We start from the raw sequence: 18367 nt of genomic DNA, 5'->3' as shown, positions 1-18367 counted from the left end.
CCGGTTGCAAATTCTAAACCATAAATAAATTGGGATAATTATTGGACTGAAATTGTACCATAAACTCGAGGAGTAATAAGCCAGGGCTTATTAAAAAACTAAGAAATCTGTATAAAAAATGAATTGTGGGCAATATAATAGTTTAGATAAGATTAACAATGCTGATTAGTACTGTGTGGGAGCATTCATCTTGTTCATTTTTTCTTATTAATAGAAAATTTGAATTGGTATTTTTCAAAATTGTTCCTGATAATAATATGCGGGAATTTATTACTGATTTCCCGAAAGTTGGGGACAATGTTGAGGAAATAATTACGCAAATCTATAAATATAAATTCCTAAAACTACTCGAAAAGTGTTTTGATGACAATTGTTTTAGTATTGAGGTTAGAATTCCTGGCCAAAATGGGGAACTAGACAAATCTTTTCAGATTGTGTTTACCCCATTAATGACGGGTAATATTGAGACGGTGGTTTGTACGGTTATAAAGAATCATGAAAGTCTTGATCATTTGACGAAGCTTAATGATTATTCTCACCTTACTTCGCATCAATTACGATCTCTTACTACAAACGTATCGAGTTTGTTTAATGTTACCAGCTATAGCCGTTTGGGTGGTTATAATGTTTCGAAAATAAATCAATTGCTGAGCGATGTTAACTACCAGGCAAAAAAGCTGGATAATGTAATTAGAGAGCTCTGTATTTCGCTTGGGAAGCCTATAAGTGGTAATGTGCTGGGAAAGGGGGGGAGTGAACAGGGAAAAAAGCATATAGTGCTTATTGATGATGACTTAATGACCATTAAGGTGCATCAGGCATTGATAAGAAGTCAGCATAAGGAAAAGCAGGTTGTTTTGTTTAATAATCCTGAAAATGCGCTTGATTACATTAGGCACAATAAACCCGATCTTATTCTTCTGGATTTAAATATGCCTAATGTAGATGGGCTTCAGTTTTTAAAGATGCTGGAAGATAACAAGATTGCTATTGATGTGTTTATTGTTTCATCATCGGTTGATCCATCTGATAAAAGAATTGCAACATCATTTCCTTTTGTTAAAGATTTTATAGGCAAGCCTTTAACTGATGAAAAGGTGAAGTTAATATTTGATAATTAATATTCTCTGTTCATTAGTTCTTCTGCCAGTTTAATGATTTCAGATTTTCTTGCTTCAGGAATGGCAATCTTCCTTAAAGCACTATATGCTTTGTCAAGATAGTTTTTCATTTCTTGTGTGGCAAGTTCTCTGATCTTATAGTTGTGATATAAGTCGGTAATGTGTTTGATCTTATCTTCGTTGTTCTTATTTACAAATTGACCAATAAGTTTAGCATGATCTTCTTTACTAGCCAATTCTTGTAATTTTAGGAGCAGGAATGTTTTTTTATTGGCTATAATATCTCCGGCTATTTGCTTTCCAAATTTCTCCGGGTCACCAAATACATCCAGGATATCATCCTGCAGTTGAAAAGCAATGCCCAGGTTTTCTCCGAAAGCATAAATCAGATCAGCTTCTTCGGGTTTTGCATTTGCAACAATTGCCCCCAGCTTCATAGAACCACCTAATAAAACTGCTGTTTTAAGGCGTATCATATCTATATATTCCGGGATACTTACATCACTACGGTTTTCAAACTCCATATCCAATTGCTGACCTTCGCATACACCTTGTGCAGTTGCATTAAAAGTATCAAGGGCGGGTTTTAAAATGCTTACATCAACGTTTGTTATGTGCTTGTTGGCTTCAACCATCATTACATCTCCACTTAGTATAGCGGTATTGGTACCCCATTTTTCATGTACTGTTTGCTTGCCTCTTCTAAGCGGGGCATTGTCCATTATATCATCGTGGATAAGAGTAAAGTTGTGGAACGTTTCAATTGCCATAGCTGCCGGCAAAGCTTTACGGATATCGCCGCTAAACAGATCTACTGCCATTAACAGCATTGTAGGACGCACTCTTTTGCCTCCTAAGCTCATAATGTAGCTTATGGGCTGATATAAGTTGCCAGGATATGTTGGGTATTGGATTTCGCTTATTGCTTGTTCTACGTGCTTTAATAATTCTGAAGGAGAATGCATTCTTTTATTGTTGTTATCTAATCCTGTACTAAAATAAAATCTATTTGACGTTTAGCCAGATCTACTTTCTTAACTTTTACCTTAACCTCGTCGCCCAATTGGTATTTCTTCTTTTTGCGCTGACCTACTATGCAGTAGTTTTTTTCATCGAGCACATAGAAATCATCAGATATATCACGAAGTCTTATCATGCCCTCGCATTTGTTTTCAATGATCTCTACATACATTCCCCATTCTGTAACTCCGGAGATAATACCAAGAAAAGTATTCCCAATGTTTTCTTCCAGGTACTCGGCCTGTTTATATTTAATTGAAGCACGTTCTGCATCTGCCGCACGTTTTTCCATTGTTGATGAATGGGAGGCTGCGATTTCATATTCCTCTTCGTTGGCAGATTTTTCATTGTTTAAATAAGCTGCCAGAAGACGGTGTACCATAACGTCAGGATACCTCCTGATTGGAGAGGTGAAATGTGTGTAATGGTCAAAAGCCAGTCCGTAATGGCTTGTCTTTTTTGTGGTATAAACAGCTTTTGCCATAGAACGAATGGCAAGTTGGGTTAACACATTTTGTTCCTTTTTTCCTTCAACATCTTCCATCAGGTAGTTTAGGGATTTTGCAATCTCTTTATCTGATTTCATATTGATCTTGTAACCAAAACGGGCCGCGAAAAGCGCAAAATTACCGAGGTTTTCGAGATTAGGGGAGTCGTGAGAACGATATACAAAAGTATATTTCTGTTTCCCTTTTCCTTTTTTGGCGATGAACTCTGCTACTTTTTTGTTGGCCAGCAGCATAAAATCTTCTATCAGTTTATGTGCATCTTTCCGTTCCTTAACATATACACCGATAGGTTTGCCGGTTTCATCAAGCTTAAATTTAACTTCGGTGCTTTCAAAGCTGATGGCTCCATTTTTAAACTTCCTGTCGCGCAATATATAAGCAAGCTCATTAAGTTTTAAGATCTCATCAGCGTAATCACCTTCTTTGGTTTCAATTACTTCCTGAGCTTCTTCATAACTAAAGCGCCTGTTCGAATGGATAACTGTACGGCCAAACCATTCTGTTATAATGTTTGCTTTTTCATCAATTTCAAACACAGCGGCAAAGCATAGTTTGTCTTCATTAGGGCGTAGTGAGCATACACCATTACTTAAGCGCTCCGGAAGCATGGGTATTACCCTATCAACCAGGTAAACTGAGGTGGCTCTTGAATAAGCCTCTTTATCGAGGTGGCTATTAGGTTTAACATAGTGGGAAACATCAGCTATGTGCACGCCCACCTCATAATTACCATTGGGCAGTGCTTTAAAAGATATGGCATCGTCAAAGTCTTTAGCATCAGCAGGGTCAATGGTAAATGTAATGGTTTCTCTAAAGTCTTTACGTCCTTTTAGATCGGCTGCCGTAATTTCTTCAGGTATGGCATTAGCTTCTTTTTCAACCTCTGGAGGGAATACGAGCGGAAACCCAAACTGAGCCAGGATGGCATTCATTTCAGTGTTGTTCTCGCCCTGTTCGCCAAGAATTGTGGTTATTTTTCCAATTGGATTCTTGGCGCCTTCTGGCCAGTCGGTAATGCTTACCTGTACTTTTTGTCCGTTTTTAGCACCATTTAGGTCACTTAAAGGAACAAATATGTCGTGCAGCATTTTGCGGTCGTCTATATTTACAAAAGCAAAGCGATCTGATATTCTTATTACTCCGATGAAATCAGTTTTTGCACGTGTAATGATTTCAACAACTTCACCTTCGTTTTTACGGCCACTCTTTTTAGCGTAAATGTAAACCTTTACCGTATCACCGTTTAGTGCGTTATGAAGCTTGCGTGCTGAAACAAATATGTCTTTTTCAAACTCGTCTTCAGGAACTACAAATGCAGAACCATCGGCTGTCATATCTACTTTTCCAATAACAAAAGTTTTGAGATCCTTTAATCGGAATTTTCCCTTTTCAGGTTCTAGAAAAACACCTTTTCTGGACTGTTCTTTAAGCACCTCAAGAATTGTTTCCCGTGCTTCCGGATCTGTTATGTTTAACTTAGCTGAAACCTGTTTATAGTTCAGAGCTTCTTTATTGTTTTTTTCCAGCACATCACTAATCAATTGGATTAAAACAAGTTCTAAGTGCGATGATTTCTTTTTTGCCATAATAAAAATATGAATCACCCGAAGGTAACAATTTGAAGCTGGAAATTACAATTGTCTACTTTTCCATGACCTTTAATTTTGATCGGTTGCTTCCTATATTTCCATCTAAATTACTTCCTTCAATACTTATCGTATAACTGCCCGGAATATCTGCTGAGTAGAATGAAATTGTTGCTCTTCCGTTTTTATCTGTGATGATGTCTGGTTCCCAATGTATAACTGATCGGGTATCAGAAGTGGTTGTACTATTTTGATTTTTATATTTAGGTCTATAAAACTGTTGAGCTGGCATAATTGAAAGGGGATTGGGATTCTTACTCTTTTTCTCAGAAGTTGTAAGTTGAATAATTGCAAACAATTTAATCTCGGCTGTTGGAGGGGGGGTGGGAAGAGGATTTTTTGCGTAAGCCGCCATGTTTTTTGCCTGGCGTCCGGGTACAAATGTTTCTGCAGGTTGAGGAGGGTCGTATTTCCATAAATATTTTTGTGTATACATAATCTCAATAGCGCTTATGCCTTCCGTTTTAAACTCATTTAACCTGTCTTTTAGACCTTGTGGGGTTTTACCTAAAAAGAGCGAATTATAAGGAGAACTATTAAAACGTAGTCTAACCCATCTATCTCCAATTTTTAATGAATATCCTTGTTTCTGTTCTAAAGCTAGGTATTCCCATTCAATTTCAAGTCCTGGAATCTTTTGCTTTAAAATTTGGTAAAGTCCTGTTGTTTCTGATCTGCTTATAGCAGCTGAATCTAAAAAAATATCTGCCTGTCCAAATCCGTTTAAATTATAGGCAGTGTAATCTATCTTTTTCGATGTTATTTTAACTTCTTTAAGCATGTTTCCGCTTAGTGTTTTTTCGTAATCTATTTGTTTGTTGAGGTTTTGGGCATATTTAAACATAGTTTTATCTGCATTTACGAACCATGGCTTAAGTTGTAATGTTTTAATTTCAGGAAATGTCATTGGCATAACCTTTCTCATAGTTTCTTCTAAAATTATCCCATCATATTTAGGCGGTTCAATGGGATTGAATACAGTTTTCCAGTCAAAGCCTGTCCATCCTTGTGTAAGCATCAAATGATCCAGTGCTAACCATGCTATTTTATTTTTTCTGTTCATATAGAACCCGGGATCTTCAATAAAACCTCTTAATTCATTGCAAAGCAACAGATTTGTATTGATGCCGAAATTGCCTGTGTCATCGGGTTTTATCTGACTATCATCAGTTACTGCCAACGACAGACTACTCATAATTGGCTTGCCACTTTTATCTTTTACTTCTATTTCTAAAGAAACACTATCTCTTTTATTATAAGAGGCCTTGTGCGGTAATACTTTTATTTGGAGATTGTTCTGATGATCAATAAATGTGATTCTTTCGTTTATAGGCTTGCTGCCATTTAGCAATGTAAATCTGGCTATGCCTGAGGGAAACAAACTTTTAGCAATGCTTATTTTTGAATTTTTTAAGTCAATCGATTTGGCATAACAAACTATATCCCTTGACGAACCAATTAGGTAAAAAGGGCTGGCAGAAGTTGCTATGTCATTACTGGCATTTATGCTAAGTTTTAATGAATCTGATGACTCCTGATTTTCAATGTGCAATACAGTTCCCGAAGGAGTAATTTCCGGCAAATTATAAGTCGTTTGGGAATCTTTAGGTAAGTTTAGCTTAGCTACATATTTTTCTCCGGATACAGGGGTGAACTCAAATGAACCCATTCCCTTATGTAAACTTGCAAACGAACAGATCATATTATTCTTGCTATCATATATATTGCCAGTAACGTCTGTTCCGTACCCATTTTCCGCGATAGCCTTAAACCCTACAGTTGATTTTAGTCCTGATACGAGATTACCTCCTTCGGGTAAGAATTGAAGATCAATTTTATCAGACCGATTAATGGTTAATGGAATTCTTAAAAGGATTTTACTATCATCCTTCTTTAAATTCCAGATTTCTAACCTCATATTTCCGGCATCTCTCTTTTCTTTCAGACTATATTGGATATTAAATTTGCCATTTAGTGGAGTTTCTATAGTTTTATCGTAAAGGGATTTGTTAGCTTCCATTATCCTTACTTCTAGCTTACGCAGTCCGACAGGTATTTTGTTGATGTCCATTAAACTGACATCTATCAGGAGTTCATCTTTGCTTCCTGACCTGTTTATTTTAGTGTTTGAATTTACGAGCCATGTATCTTTACTGGCCGACCCCAGATAAAAACGTTTAGCAAAGGCATAATCGATACCAAAGTTTTGTGTCCAGTTGGTATATGCCCTTAAAATGTAGCCCCCGTCATGGAATATTTCTTTTGCTAATGGAATTTGAGCGTAGCCTATACCATTTTTAAGTGGTATGCTTATTCTTCTTACCACTTCCGTACTATCATCATGGAGTTCCACAAAAAGTAAATTGCTCTTTTCGGAACTGGCGTGATGAGCTCGATCTAAAACATAAGCTTTAAACCATAGGGTATCGCCAATGTTATAATTGTGCTTATCAGTATGCAGGTATATTTTTTCTGCCGGCAATTTGGTTTGCAGTTTATCAGTGGCTTCTACAATATCTTTGATGCTACCCGTAGTAGCATTCTGGGAATAAGCATTTAAGCTAAATAAAATAATGAGAAGCAAGAGATACTTCCTGCCTCTTTGCGATGTGCTTTTCATGAATATAGCCTCCGTTTTAAGGTGAGTGGCTAGCTTCTGGTGTTGAGAGCGCCATTATAAAGCTATTAAATTATATTGATACAGCTGTATAAGCTTATTGTTACAAAGAATAGAATCATAGCTTCTACGCATTGTAGTATTTGCTAACTTTGTTTTAGATATTGACAGGCAATAACCCTTAGTAAAAATGATAGAAGACAGAGAAAGAAAAACCGGTAAAGAGTTACTGATGATCTTGATAAAAGCAGTAATTTATTTACTGCTGGTTTATTGTTATATCAATAAGCCACAAATCTATCATGATTACCCTCGTTTGGTGAGATTAACAGGAGGTTTGATGATTTTTCTGGGGCCAAGTCTGGCTATTTCTATTGTAAGATGGGTGGTGATTTACTGGTATATCAAAAAACATAAGTTCAAGAGCAATATTAAGGATAATTTTATTCTGGGGATTAACAGAATAGAGTCGATATTAAACACAGTGTTTTTTATGCTTGCCTTAACCTCGTTCTGGAATGTGAAATTGGAGGAGTTGGTATTTAGTATTTCTATTGTTGCTGCAGCGTTGGCGGTTACATTTAAAGATTATGTAGCCAATATGATAAATGGGTTGATTATTATGTTTTCTGACAGGCTTTCATTGGGAGATCATATTAAGATAGGCGATCATGAGGGTAAAATATTAGACATTACACTTATTAATATGATCTTACAGAATGAAGATAGCGATATGGTAATTATTCCGAATTCGCTGGCTTTTAGCTCTGTTATTGTGAACCAGTCTAAACAGAATACTAAGAAGCTGAGCATTGAGTTTGATATGTCGCTTGACAATGGCTATACTCCAGAATTTATTGAAAACCAATTGAATAAGGTTATTGAAAATTATGCTGATAATGTAGTGCCTGGTGGGCTTACTGTTAAAACCATAGCAATCAATAAAGACGTGGTTATATTTAAAGCAATGATTTTATTGAAGAGATATGATAAGGTTAAAGAAAGAGAAATAAGAAGAGCAATAAATACCTCACTTATCAGGCTATCGGCAGTTCTTAAAACTGACACAAAAACAGCGCCCGAAGCTCCTTTAGGAACACATTCAAATTAAGCGCTGGTGCCTGGAATTGCTGCAATTAACTTGCGTGTATATTCGGCTTGTGGGTTGTTGTAAATATCTTCAGGGTATCCCTGTTCTTCAATTTTTCCTTTGTTCATCACAATCATTCTATCAGAAATATGCTTTACAACGGCAAGATCATGGGAAATAAAAATATAGGTTAATCCAAATTCCTGTTGTAACTGGCGAAGCAGATTTAATACCTGGGCCTGCACAGAAACATCGAGTGCTGAGACTGATTCATCGCAAATAATAAATCGTGGCTGTAGGGCAAGGGCCCTGGCAATTACAATGCGTTGGCGCTGGCCACCAGAGAATTCATGTGGGTATCTGTTAAAGTGCTCGGTCTTTAAATCTACACGTTCAAGCAAGTTTAGTACATAAGCTTTTCGTTTGCTATCGTTGTCAAATAGCTGATGTACCTGCAAAGGTTCCATTATGGCATTGCCAATTGTAAGCCTTGGGTTTAAGGACGAATATGGGTCTTGAAATATTATTTGCAAGTCTTTTCTTAATCCCCGTAAATCTTTTTTGTGAAAAGAGGTGATGTTGTTGTTATCAAAAAAGATCTGACCTGATGTTGGTTCAACTAGTCTTAAAATGCTACGCCCCAGAGTGGTTTTTCCACATCCCGATTCGCCAACGAGGCCGAGTGTTTCACCAGGAAAAACATCAAAGCTAATATGGTCAACAGCCTTAACATAACTGGTGGTTTTACCAAATAAACTGTTTTGGATAGGGTACCAGGTACATAAGTCTTTAACCTGCAACAACGGTTTTTGACTGTAAAGCTGATTTCTTCTTTGTACAATTTCGAACTCAGTGTAATTATTTTGTTCCAACAGATGTGCCGTGGCCTGATCTGAATCCTCATTTAAAAAGTCGGCCACAACGGGTAGCCTTTTTAGCGATTTATTAGGCACAGGCCTACAGGCAAGCAAACCTTTGGTATATGGGTTTTGTGGGTGATGAAAAATCTGATCGGCAGGTCCTTGTTCAACAATTTCACCTTTATACATAACAGCCACTTCATCTGCAATTTCACCAATTACAGCCAGATCATGAGAAATGAAAATCATGGCCATGTTACGTTCTTTTTTAAGCAGTAGTAAAAGCTCCAGAATTGTTTTTTGAACGGTTACATCAAGCGCTGTTGTGGGCTCGTCTGCTATTAAAAGTTCAGGATTGCAGCTAAGCGCCATGGCTATCATTACCCTTTGCTTTTGTCCTCCGGAAAGCTGATGGGGATAGCTGTTGAATATTTGTTCAGGCCGCGGCAGCTGAACTTCTTTAAAGAGGGCGATAGTTTTAGACTTTGCCGTGCTTTTATCGAGCTTTTGATGCAGCATAATAGCCTCTTTAACCTGAGCACCACATGTAAATACCGGATTTAAAGAAGTCATGGGTTCCTGAAAAATCATAGCAATTTTATTGCCTCTGTATCTTCTGATTTCCTCTGCAGTTAAATTAAGTAAATCGATGTTGTCGAAACTCACTTCGCCATCAATCATGGTGCTTTGCGGATCATGGAGTCTCATGATTGAAAAAGAGGTTACAGACTTGCCCGACCCTGACTCACCAACAATACCAAGGACTTTACCTTTATCAATGGAAAAGCTTACATTATTAACTGCCTTTAACCAGGATTTATCCTCTTTGTTTAAAAATTGAATATTGAGGTTTTTAACGTTCAGCATCTATTTAATGGAACAGATTTTCAATATGAAGAGACCATGATTGAAAAAATATTTACGGGTGAAAATAATTGGCATCAATATAGGGATTTTATCGTCTAAATCCATCTGATTGTGCTATTTTTGCAAAATGGAAAGAGAAATTCTTGATACCAAGCGTAAAGCTTTAAAGATTAACTTAAACCCTAAAATTTACGGGACATTTGCAGAGATTGGAGCCGGACAGGAAGTAGCCCGTAATTTCTTTACCGCAGGTGCCGCATCGGGTACAGTTGCAAAAACTATGTCGGCATATGACATGACATTTAGTGATGCGATTTATGGGGTAGAGGAGTCTGGCAGATATGTAAGTAAATCCAGACTATTAAAAATGTTAAACCATGAATTTGGTTTATTGACAGAAAGATTGAGTGGCGAAAAGTATGATGACAGAACTTTTTTTGCCTTTGCAGATACAGTAACTACACTTAACTATAACAAATCTAATGATCCACATGGTTGGATAGGGCTTTGCTTTCAGTCGGAACCAGGCGGAGAACCTAATGAGATATTTTTCCATGTTCGTTTGCTTGATACTGATGCCGCATTGCAGCAAAATGTATTGGGGATAATTGGTGTTAATCTGGTTTACGCAGCATTTTATTATAATCAAGACCGCAAGGCAATGATTGAGTCGCTGGCAGATAACCTGACGGTTGGGTCAGTTGAAATTGACCTTATTTCTGTAAACGGACCTGTGTTTAAAGATGCTGACAACATTTTGTTAAATCTTTATCTGATTGTTAAGGACTTCTCTGATGCGGCTATTTTTGATGCTCAGGGCCAACCTTGTTTACCTAAAGATTTATTGTATAAAAAGGATATCATGATTTTGCGTACAAAGTATGCGCAAAAATCTCATCCTAATTTTAGTATGCTTAACAAAGCTGTTGATCAGTTTGTGAAAACAGAGAATGTAAAGGATGATAATCTGAGTGTACTGATAGAGGTACTGATGTCTAATCTTTTATCTACTGCAGATGATCTGCATGAGATAGATTTAAGGGCAGTTGCAAAAAGGGCAGAAGAGATGTGTAAAACAGGAAATAAGGTAATTGTATCAAACTTTTCCAGACACAATAAACTGGCCAAATACCTGGACCGCTGCAGGCCAAAAAGCGTAGGTATATCTACCAATATCAACAACTTAAAATTCGTATTTAATTCCAATAATTTTGGTGAAAATTACAGTAGTTTATTGCTTAGCTATGTAAGTGATATGTTTAGCAAAAACGTAAAGCTTTTTGCTTATCCGTTTCTTGATAAGAAAACAAATGAGGTAGTTACTTCGGTAAATATGCCTGTAACGCCTGATGCTAAACCTCTGTTCGATTTCCTGATTTTAAATGGATATATTACAGATATTCAGGATTATAGTGATGATGATGTAAAAACAGTTTAATAACTGTTTTTACAAATCTTTATAAGGGTTTTTGATTGCTATTCCCATTAACCTATCCGGATGTTCAATTGGTTTAAAACCGAACTGAGCATATAAGCCGTGAGCATCCTGAGTGGCCAGCATGTATCTTCTTAAACCCTGCAAATCTTTATGGAAAAGCATTAGCGACATGAGCTTTTTTGATAAGCCCTGGCCTCTGTATATTTCTTCAACATAAACGTCGGCCAGGTAGGCAAAAGTAGCCTTGTCGGTTATCCATCTGGCAAAGCCAATTTGTTTTGTGTCTTTGTAAATTCCAAAGCACAATGAGTTTTCTATAGACCTTTTAACAATCTCTAAAGGTATGTTTTCGGCCCAGTACGACTGAGTGCTCAGATAATGATGAATAGCAATAGGATCTATTTTATTCTTATCATCTGAAAAGATAAAACCATGATCTTCAATTTCCATTAGTTCCTCATGTTAATGAATTGCAAAGGCTGTCCAAAATCTTCGTTACGGCAAAGTGAAATCACGGCCTGAAGTTCATCGATACTTTTACTTTGTACACGAACCTGATCATCCATCATCGAAGCCTGCACTTTTAAGCCGCTTGCCTTTATTTTTGCCACTATTTTCTTGGCAGTTTCCTTATCAATTCCTTCTTTAACCGTAACTTCTTTACGGATCATATTGCCAGATGCATATTGTTCTTTACCAAAATCCAGACTTTTAGCATCAAGGTTCTGCTTTATCATTCTTGAAATAATAGCACCTTCAATAGCTTTTAAACGCATATCATCCTCTGTAATTATAGTTATTACATTGGTTTTTTTATCGTGATCAATGGTACTTTTTGAATTACTGAAATCATAACGGTTAAGGATTTCCTTTTTTGCGTTATTCATTGCGTTGTCAAATGTTTGAGCATCTACTTTGCTTACAATATCGAAAGTGGGCATGATTATAGCTTTATAGTGAAAAATATATTAGATTTAAGTGAAAATTGAATTCTCTGTACAAAAAAACAAAATTATTACGAACCATTACGCTTTTTACCTACATAAAATGTAATAATTGAGAGTTCTGATAATTTAAAAGCTGTTAAATTAAAACTTATAACATATGAAAACCAATAACTCAAAGGTGCAAAAAAAAGACGCAAAAAAGGCCGTTAAAAAAGAATTGGAGAAAAGTTTAAGAGAGAAGTTTCTGGAGGTTGTAAAACATTTGGGGCATGATGCAGAAAGGATAGGGAAGGACATTGAGATAGCCAGTAAGTTTGTTGCTAAAAAACTATCGAAAAAATTTAAGGATGTAAAGTCTGTTGTAGAGAATAAGATTGATGAAGCAACCTCAGCTAAAGCGCCTGTTGCTAAAAAAGTTGAAGAGGTAAAGAAAAGTGCCGTAAAAGGGACTAAGAGCGCAGGTAAAGTAGTGCAGAAAGCGGTTGCAAAAGCAAAACCGGTTGCACAAAGTGTTAAAATGGCTGCAATTGCAACAGAAGAGAAGGCTAAAGCAATATCGAAACCAATTCAGGCAGCTGCTAAAGCAGTAGAAAAAGCTGTAGCAAAGCCGGTAGTTAAAGCAACAACTAAAGCTACACCTGCAAAGCCAACTCCAGCAAAACCAGCTGCTACTAAAGCACCTGTAAAGAAAGTAGTTAAACCTGCGGCAACAAAAACACCCCCAGAGAAAGCTAAATAAATGCTATTAGCACGGGTGTTAGATTAAGAGTTAAGTTTGAAACTATTATTTGAGTAATAATTAACAATTACTTAACAATAGAATTTGCAGTTTTGAGGACCAATAATATTTAATGAAAAAAAAGGCACCGTTTCTAAACAGAGAGATCAGTTGGTTATATTTTAACGAACGGGTTTTACAAGAAGCTGCCGATGAAACAGTACCGCTCATAGAACGGATAAAGTTTTTATCTATCTTCTCGTCGAACCTTGAAGAGTTTTATCGGGTAAGGGTAGCTACGTTAAGCAGACTATCTAACCTAAATGATAAGGCCAAGGCGTTGCTGGGTTTTAATCCCAAAAAAATACTAAACGAGATAAAAAATATTGTTGTAAAGCAGGAACGCAAGTTTGAACAGCTTTTTCAAGCCACGTTGATAAATGAACTGGCCCAAAACAAGATCTTTATTTTAAACGAAACACAGCTTAACGTTTCTCGCGGTGAATTTGTTCGTAATCATTTCAGAGACAGGATTCTTTCAACTCTTGTTCCTATTATGATTGATCTGGAAAAACCCTTTCCGGAACTTAAAGACAGGTATTTATATTTCTTTGTAAGGCTTTCAAAAAAAACATCTAAAAAGAGCGAGAAATATGCTTTAATAGAGCTGCCTCCTGATTTATCAAGATTCCTGGTTTTACCCGAAACTAATGGACTCAAGTTTATTATCCTGGTTGAGGATATTATTAAATATTGTTTAGACGATATTTTCTATGTTTTTAACTATGATATTATAGATGCATATTCCATTCAGCTTACCAGAGATGCAGAGTTGGATATTGATAATAACATTAGTGATAAGTTTGTTGAAGACTTAAAAAGCAGCCTGGATAAGCGTAAAAAAGGAAAGCCTATGCGCCTTCTTTACGATACAGAAATGCCTTTTAATATGCTTACGGTTCTGGTATCGAAACTTAAGGTTGAAGCAGAAAGTTTAATCCCAGGAAACAGGTACCATAAATTCGGAGATTTTATTGCCTTTCCAAACGTAGGTTCTAAAGACCTGGAGTATGCACAAAATGTTCCATTGAAAGTAGCTGGCCTGCACAGAACAGAAAGTATTTTTAATAAATTAAGTGAACGCGATTATCTGATCAATTTGCCATATCAATCTTACGATTATATTATTTTGTTTTTACGAGAGGCAGCAATTGATCCGAAAGTAACGGAAATAAACATTACGTTGTACCGACTTGCCGAAAACTCGAAGGTTATAAACGCATTGATAAATGCCGCTAAAAACGGTAAAAAGGTTCACTGTCTGGTAGAATTAAAAGCCAGGTTTGATGAGCAGGCCAACATATTTTGGACCAGCAGGTTAGAAGAAGAAGGTGTACATGTTAATTACGGATTAACGGACTATAAAGTGCACTCAAAAATTTGCCTGATAAAAAGAATAGAGAAGGGCAGGGCAGTTTACTATGCTAATCTTGCTACAGGTAATTTTAACGAGAAAACAGCCAAGTTGTATTGCGATCACAGCATTTTCACATCAAAAAAAGAAATTACACTTGATTTGCTTAAACTCTTTAATGCTTTAAATAAAAGGACAGTAATAAAGGGTTTTAAGCATCTGATTGTTTCTCCGCTTGAATCAAGAACCAGAATATATGCTTTAATAGACAGGGAGATTAAGTTTGCAAAGCAGGGTAAAACTGCTTACATGATTTTAAAGGTAAACAGCCTGGCAGACGAAGGGGTAGTAGAGAAGCTGTATGAAGCAAGTAATGCCGGTGTAATAGTTAAACTTATTGTTCGCGGCATTTGTACACTGGTTCCCGGTATAGAAGGTTTTAGTGAAAACATCACGGTAATAAGCATTATTGATAAGTTTCTGGAACATGCCAGGGTATTCATATTTGGCAATAATAACAAAGAAGAAATGTTTCTTTCGTCTGCAGATTTGATGAGCAGGAACTTTGAGCATAGGGTAGAAGTAGGCTTTCCGGTTCTGGATGAAGAAGTAAGACAGGAAATTAGAGACATTATTGAGTTTCAATTACAAGACAATGTAAAGGCAAGAGATATTACCCGCCTGAACAACAATAAATACCATAAAAACAGACTCACAACAAAAATTAGGGCGCAGGTGCAAACCTACAATTACTTAAAAAATAAACACCAGTAAAGCAATGTTAAGATACGCTGCAATAGATATAGGGTCAAATGCTGTAAGGTTACTGATAGCTGATATCTCAAAAACAGAAAAGGGTTATAGTTATAAAAAGAACACACTGGTAAGGGTGCCGTTAAGACTTGGGGATGATGCTTTTCTGGACCACAGGTTATCAGAACGTAAGGTAGAAGATCTTGTTAAAACAATGAGCGCTTTTAAAAATCTGATGGATGTTTATCACGTTTCGAAATACCTTGCCTGTGCTACCTCGGCTATGCGCGAAGCAGAAAATGGGGCTGAGGTTATAAAAAGGATTAAAAAAGTAGCTGATCTTGATCTGGAAATTATTGAAGGACAGCGCGAAGCAAATATCATTTACGCTAACCATATAGAAGAAAATCTGGATGCTAAAAAGAGCTACTTATATATTGATGTAGGAGGTGGTAGTACTGAGCTTTCTGTTTTTGTAAACAAGGAACCTATTGCCTCTAAATCTTTTGATATAGGTACCATCAGAATCCTGGACAATCAGGATAAGGATGAAACCTGGGAAGATATGCGCCTTTGGGTTAAAGAAAACACCAAAAACCTTAAAAATGTAGCAGGTATTGGAACCGGTGGTAACATCAATAAACTGTTCCGGATGTCGGATGAAAAAGAGGGATTACCGCTGTCGTTTTTAAAATTAAAGGGATTGTATAATCAGTTGAACGGACATTCTTTAAAGGAAAGAATCAATGTATTTGGTTTAAACCCGGATAGGGCCGACGTAATTATTCCGGCTTGCGAAATTTACATCACCTTAATGAAGTGGACTGGTATTAAACAAATCTATGTACCTAAAGTTGGTTTGGCCGACGGTATCATTAACCTGCTGATTGAAGAGAATTTATAGGTAAACTAAGGCAAGGTAAGCGCCATGGTGACTTACCGATGCCGGTTTGGTTTTTTTGTAATCAAAAAGAGCATGGCCGATAATTTTAATTTCAACTTTTTCAAGCTCTTCCGGTTTTGCTGATGCTACGGTGTGAATGTAATTTTCATCAAAAAAGCTTTTGGTATAATATAGTTCATTGTCGTAAGCAACATTTCCTGTAGCGGTGTTGTCATGAATTATCAGGTTGCTGCATTGAAGCTTAAGCGGGGCAAATTCGCGGAGTTTAGCCTCTCTTGAATATATTTTATAGGCAGACTCTTTCATGCTCCAAAGCAACCATACAATTACAGAATGATGAATGCCCGAGCTAATCATAAATTGCTCTTCCAGATTAAATATTTTGTCCAGAAAACCCTTTCTTTTCCAATCGCTGTCAACCGAGGCCTGGGCAAGATCAACTATGTCGTTGCCGATCATTTTGTTTCCAGTTTATCTTCAATAATTTCAAGTGCAGCGCTAACATTCAGCATGCGTTCCATTGAAAGGTTGTCAATTTCGATATCAAATTCCTCTTCAACATCTAAAATTACATCAACAAGGTTGGCAGAATTGATCTTCAGATCTTTAATGAAATCAGTTGTTTCATTTATGGATGCCACTGCATCTTTATCCTGTGCATAAGTGGCAATAATAGGCGTAAGCCTTGCTATTAATTCTGCTCTGTCCATATTTATACAGTATATTTTTTTAGTATAATGCAAGCATTTACATCACCAAACCCGAAGCTTGCTTTAGCCACAATATTAACATTTGAATTTAATAATCGTTGTGGAATTTTGTTGGAATCTACTATGTCGCTAATCTCCGGATTCAGATCTTCACAATTGACATTTGGAAATATAAAATCCTGATGTAATTGTAAGATTGAAGCCACACACTCAATGCTTCCGGCGGCACTTAGGCAATGGCCTGTTGTAGATTTTAAAGAGTTTATATAAGGAAAACCCGACCCTTTTCTGTTCAAGGCTACACTCCAGTTCTGAATTTCGGTAGCATCTTTAGAAGTTGCTGTAAGGTGCCCGTTTATCGCATCTACCTGACTGGCATTTATGCCTGCGTTTTGCAAAGCTCCTTTTATACAGCGCTGAACTGCAATACTGTTTGGAGCAGTCATTGTTCCGGTGCCTCTTTGTCCACCTGAATTAATGTGCCCTCCTAATATTTCAGCGTAAATTGTTGCACCCCGTTTAAGGGCACTGTTTAATAATTCCAGGACCACAGCTCCTGCGCCACTTCCGGGTACAAAACCACTGGCACTTGCACTCATTGGTCTGGAACCTTGGTCTGGAGATTGGTTGTGCTTGTAGGTGCAAACTTTCAATGCATCAAAACCGGCCCAAATATAAGGTCCACTGTCGCTTGTGCTGCCAGCCAGCATCTTTGTCGCTTGTCCGCTTTTAATTCGCTCATAAGCCATTAAAATGCTTTCTGTGCCGGTAATGCAAGCGGATGAGTTGGTGGTTGTCTGATTTCCGAAGCCAAGCTTACCACCCAGATAAGCGCTAATGCCACTTGCCATGGTTTGCGCAACCACAGTACTGCCAAGTTTTCTTAGCTGCAGATCATCAACCTTGTAAATAGATTCTCTGAATTTTTCAATTCCCGAAGTGCCGGTTCCGAATATTGCACCGCTGTCCCAATCAGGTTCTTCACTTTCCAGAATTGTTAAGCCCGCATTTTTCCAGGCATCCATACCGGCAATAACGCCGTATAAGATGCCTGTACTATTAAAATTCCTTAGTTCTAAGCCTGTAAAATATTGTGCAATTAAATCATCAGACAGTTCAGGTTTACCTGCTATCTGACAAGAAAACTGTAATTGTTCTAACTGAGGATAGTATTTAATGCCCGAAATGCCTTTTTTTATGGCATCCGTAAATGCAGTTAAACCAACTCCATTTGGGGCAACAACACCTAATCCGGTTACAACAACTCTGTTATCCATTCATTTTATTGGTTACCATTCCGGCAATTGTGCCTTTGCAAACTACTTCATGCTGTTCATTTAGCATTTGCACAGTACAGTTTAGTTTTTTAAAGCGGAAGTATACTTTTTCTGCAACAACTTTTACTTTTTCTCCCGGAAATACGGGTTTCATAAAATCAATGGCAGTAGAAGTTAGCATTACATGTCCTGGTACGCCACCCTCGGTACTTCCTGTTAGGTATATACCCAAGCAAACCAATCCAATTTGAGCCATTGTTTCGGTTAAAATTACGCCAGGTGTAACCGGATGATCTTTAAAATGACCTTTATAAAAGTCGAGATCTTTATCAAATGTGAAAGTTCCGCTTGATCCGTTTTCATCGATATGCAGTAATTCATCAACAAATAAAAATGGTTTGGAGTAAGGTAAGTGTGCTAAAATTTCTTCTTTATTCATGTTAAACTAATTATTAAGATAAAAGTATTCTTTTTTT

16 protein-coding genes are annotated in these 18367 nt (G+C 37.0%); 6 read left to right on the top strand and 10 right to left on the bottom strand.

Features of this window, described 5'->3' with window-relative positions:
• Nucleotides 1–158 precede the first annotated feature (158 nt).
• Nucleotides 159–1121: a response regulator gene (locus CPT03_RS10245; protein ID WP_099438765.1), complete on the top strand. Its 963-nt coding sequence runs from the start codon at nucleotides 159–161 to the stop codon at nucleotides 1119–1121.
• On the opposite strand, the gene CPT03_RS10240 is transcribed toward CPT03_RS10245, so the two are convergent.
• Genes CPT03_RS10240 through CPT03_RS10230 form a run of 3 tightly spaced genes read right to left on the bottom strand, consistent with a single transcriptional unit; the run spans nucleotide 1118 to nucleotide 6916 of the window.
• Nucleotides 1118–2086, bottom strand: a complete 969-nt coding sequence (locus CPT03_RS10240) for a polyprenyl synthetase family protein (RefSeq protein ID WP_099438764.1) — start codon at nucleotides 2084–2086, stop codon at nucleotides 1118–1120. The two genes, CPT03_RS10245 and CPT03_RS10240, sit on opposite strands and share 4 nt — an antisense overlap.
• 17 nt (nucleotides 2087–2103) lie before the next feature.
• Nucleotides 2104–4236, bottom strand: coding sequence for a ribonuclease R (gene rnr / locus CPT03_RS10235; protein WP_099438763.1), 2133 nt, complete (start codon nucleotides 4234–4236; stop codon nucleotides 2104–2106).
• Nucleotides 4237–4291: 55 nt separating this feature from the next.
• Nucleotides 4292–6916: a hypothetical protein gene (locus tag CPT03_RS10230; RefSeq protein WP_099438762.1), complete on the bottom strand. Its 2625-nt coding sequence runs from the start codon at nucleotides 6914–6916 to the stop codon at nucleotides 4292–4294.
• 187 nt (nucleotides 6917–7103) lie between these two features.
• Here CPT03_RS10230 and CPT03_RS10225 point away from each other — a divergent pair, with 187 nt between their 5' ends.
• Nucleotides 7104–8024, top strand: a complete 921-nt coding sequence (locus CPT03_RS10225; protein ID WP_099438761.1) for a mechanosensitive ion channel family protein — start codon at nucleotides 7104–7106, stop codon at nucleotides 8022–8024.
• Here the strand turns inward: CPT03_RS10225 and CPT03_RS10220 are convergent.
• Nucleotides 8021–9730 (bottom strand): ABC transporter ATP-binding protein, encoded by a 1710-nt coding sequence (locus CPT03_RS10220; RefSeq protein WP_099438760.1) that lies wholly within the window; start codon nucleotides 9728–9730, stop codon nucleotides 8021–8023. The genes CPT03_RS10225 and CPT03_RS10220 overlap by 4 nt on opposite strands.
• Before the next feature lie 127 nt (nucleotides 9731–9857).
• Here CPT03_RS10220 and CPT03_RS10215 point away from each other — a divergent pair, with 127 nt between their 5' ends.
• Complete coding sequence (locus CPT03_RS10215; RefSeq protein WP_099438759.1) at nucleotides 9858–11168, top strand: nicotinamide mononucleotide adenylyltransferase; 1311 nt, start codon at nucleotides 9858–9860, stop codon at nucleotides 11166–11168.
• 9 nt (nucleotides 11169–11177) lie between these two features.
• Here the strand turns inward: CPT03_RS10215 and CPT03_RS10210 are convergent, their stop codons facing one another.
• Nucleotides 11178–11618, bottom strand: coding sequence for a GNAT family N-acetyltransferase (locus CPT03_RS10210; protein WP_099438758.1), 441 nt, complete (start codon nucleotides 11616–11618; stop codon nucleotides 11178–11180).
• Nucleotides 11618–12109 carry a YajQ family cyclic di-GMP-binding protein gene (locus CPT03_RS10205; protein WP_099438757.1) on the bottom strand — a complete coding sequence of 164 codons (492 nt, stop codon included), beginning with the start codon at nucleotides 12107–12109 and terminating at the stop codon, nucleotides 11618–11620. Before CPT03_RS10205 ends, CPT03_RS10210 begins: the two co-directional genes overlap by 1 nt.
• A gap of 163 nt (nucleotides 12110–12272) precedes the next feature.
• Between CPT03_RS10205 and CPT03_RS10200 the strand changes: the two genes are divergently transcribed.
• The 3 genes from CPT03_RS10200 to CPT03_RS10190 all read left to right on the top strand — a co-directional run bounded on the left by CPT03_RS10200 (nucleotide 12273) and on the right by CPT03_RS10190 (nucleotide 15904).
• The gene (locus CPT03_RS10200; RefSeq protein ID WP_099438756.1) at nucleotides 12273–12854 is read left to right on the top strand and encodes a hypothetical protein; all 582 of its coding nucleotides are present in this window, start codon (nucleotides 12273–12275) and stop codon (nucleotides 12852–12854) included.
• 112 nt (nucleotides 12855–12966) lie between these two features.
• Nucleotides 12967–15021 (top strand): polyphosphate kinase 1, encoded by a 2055-nt coding sequence (ppk1, locus tag CPT03_RS10195; RefSeq protein WP_099438755.1) that lies wholly within the window; start codon nucleotides 12967–12969, stop codon nucleotides 15019–15021.
• Nucleotides 15022–15025: 4 nt separating this feature from the next.
• A complete protein-coding gene (locus CPT03_RS10190) occupies nucleotides 15026–15904 on the top strand; it encodes an exopolyphosphatase (RefSeq protein WP_099438754.1) in 879 nt (292 codons plus the stop codon).
• Here the strand turns inward: CPT03_RS10190 and CPT03_RS10185 are convergent.
• From CPT03_RS10185 to CPT03_RS10170, 4 genes are read right to left on the bottom strand one after another with little or no spacing between them, the layout of a single operon-like run.
• Entirely contained in the window at nucleotides 15899–16363 is a 465-nt protein-coding gene (locus CPT03_RS10185; protein ID WP_099438753.1) for a 4'-phosphopantetheinyl transferase superfamily protein, read from the bottom strand. The genes CPT03_RS10190 and CPT03_RS10185 overlap by 6 nt on opposite strands.
• Complete coding sequence (locus CPT03_RS10180; RefSeq protein ID WP_099438752.1) at nucleotides 16360–16614, bottom strand: phosphopantetheine-binding protein; 255 nt, start codon at nucleotides 16612–16614, stop codon at nucleotides 16360–16362. The genes CPT03_RS10185 and CPT03_RS10180 overlap by 4 nt, the downstream gene beginning before the upstream one ends.
• A gap of 2 nt (nucleotides 16615–16616) precedes the next feature.
• Nucleotides 16617–17891 (bottom strand): beta-ketoacyl-[acyl-carrier-protein] synthase family protein, encoded by a 1275-nt coding sequence (locus tag CPT03_RS10175; protein ID WP_099438751.1) that lies wholly within the window; start codon nucleotides 17889–17891, stop codon nucleotides 16617–16619.
• Nucleotides 17884–18330, bottom strand: coding sequence for a 3-hydroxyacyl-ACP dehydratase FabZ family protein (locus CPT03_RS10170; RefSeq protein ID WP_099438750.1), 447 nt, complete (start codon nucleotides 18328–18330; stop codon nucleotides 17884–17886). Before CPT03_RS10170 ends, CPT03_RS10175 begins: the two co-directional genes overlap by 8 nt.
• Nucleotides 18331–18367 lie beyond the last annotated feature (37 nt).

Origin of the sequence: Pedobacter ginsengisoli (assembly GCF_002736205.1) — a bacterium.
Lineage (GTDB): Bacteria > Bacteroidota > Bacteroidia > Sphingobacteriales > Sphingobacteriaceae > Pedobacter > Pedobacter ginsengisoli_A.
Note: the sequence above shows the minus strand (reverse complement) of the source record. Positions and strands in the feature narration are given on the sequence as shown.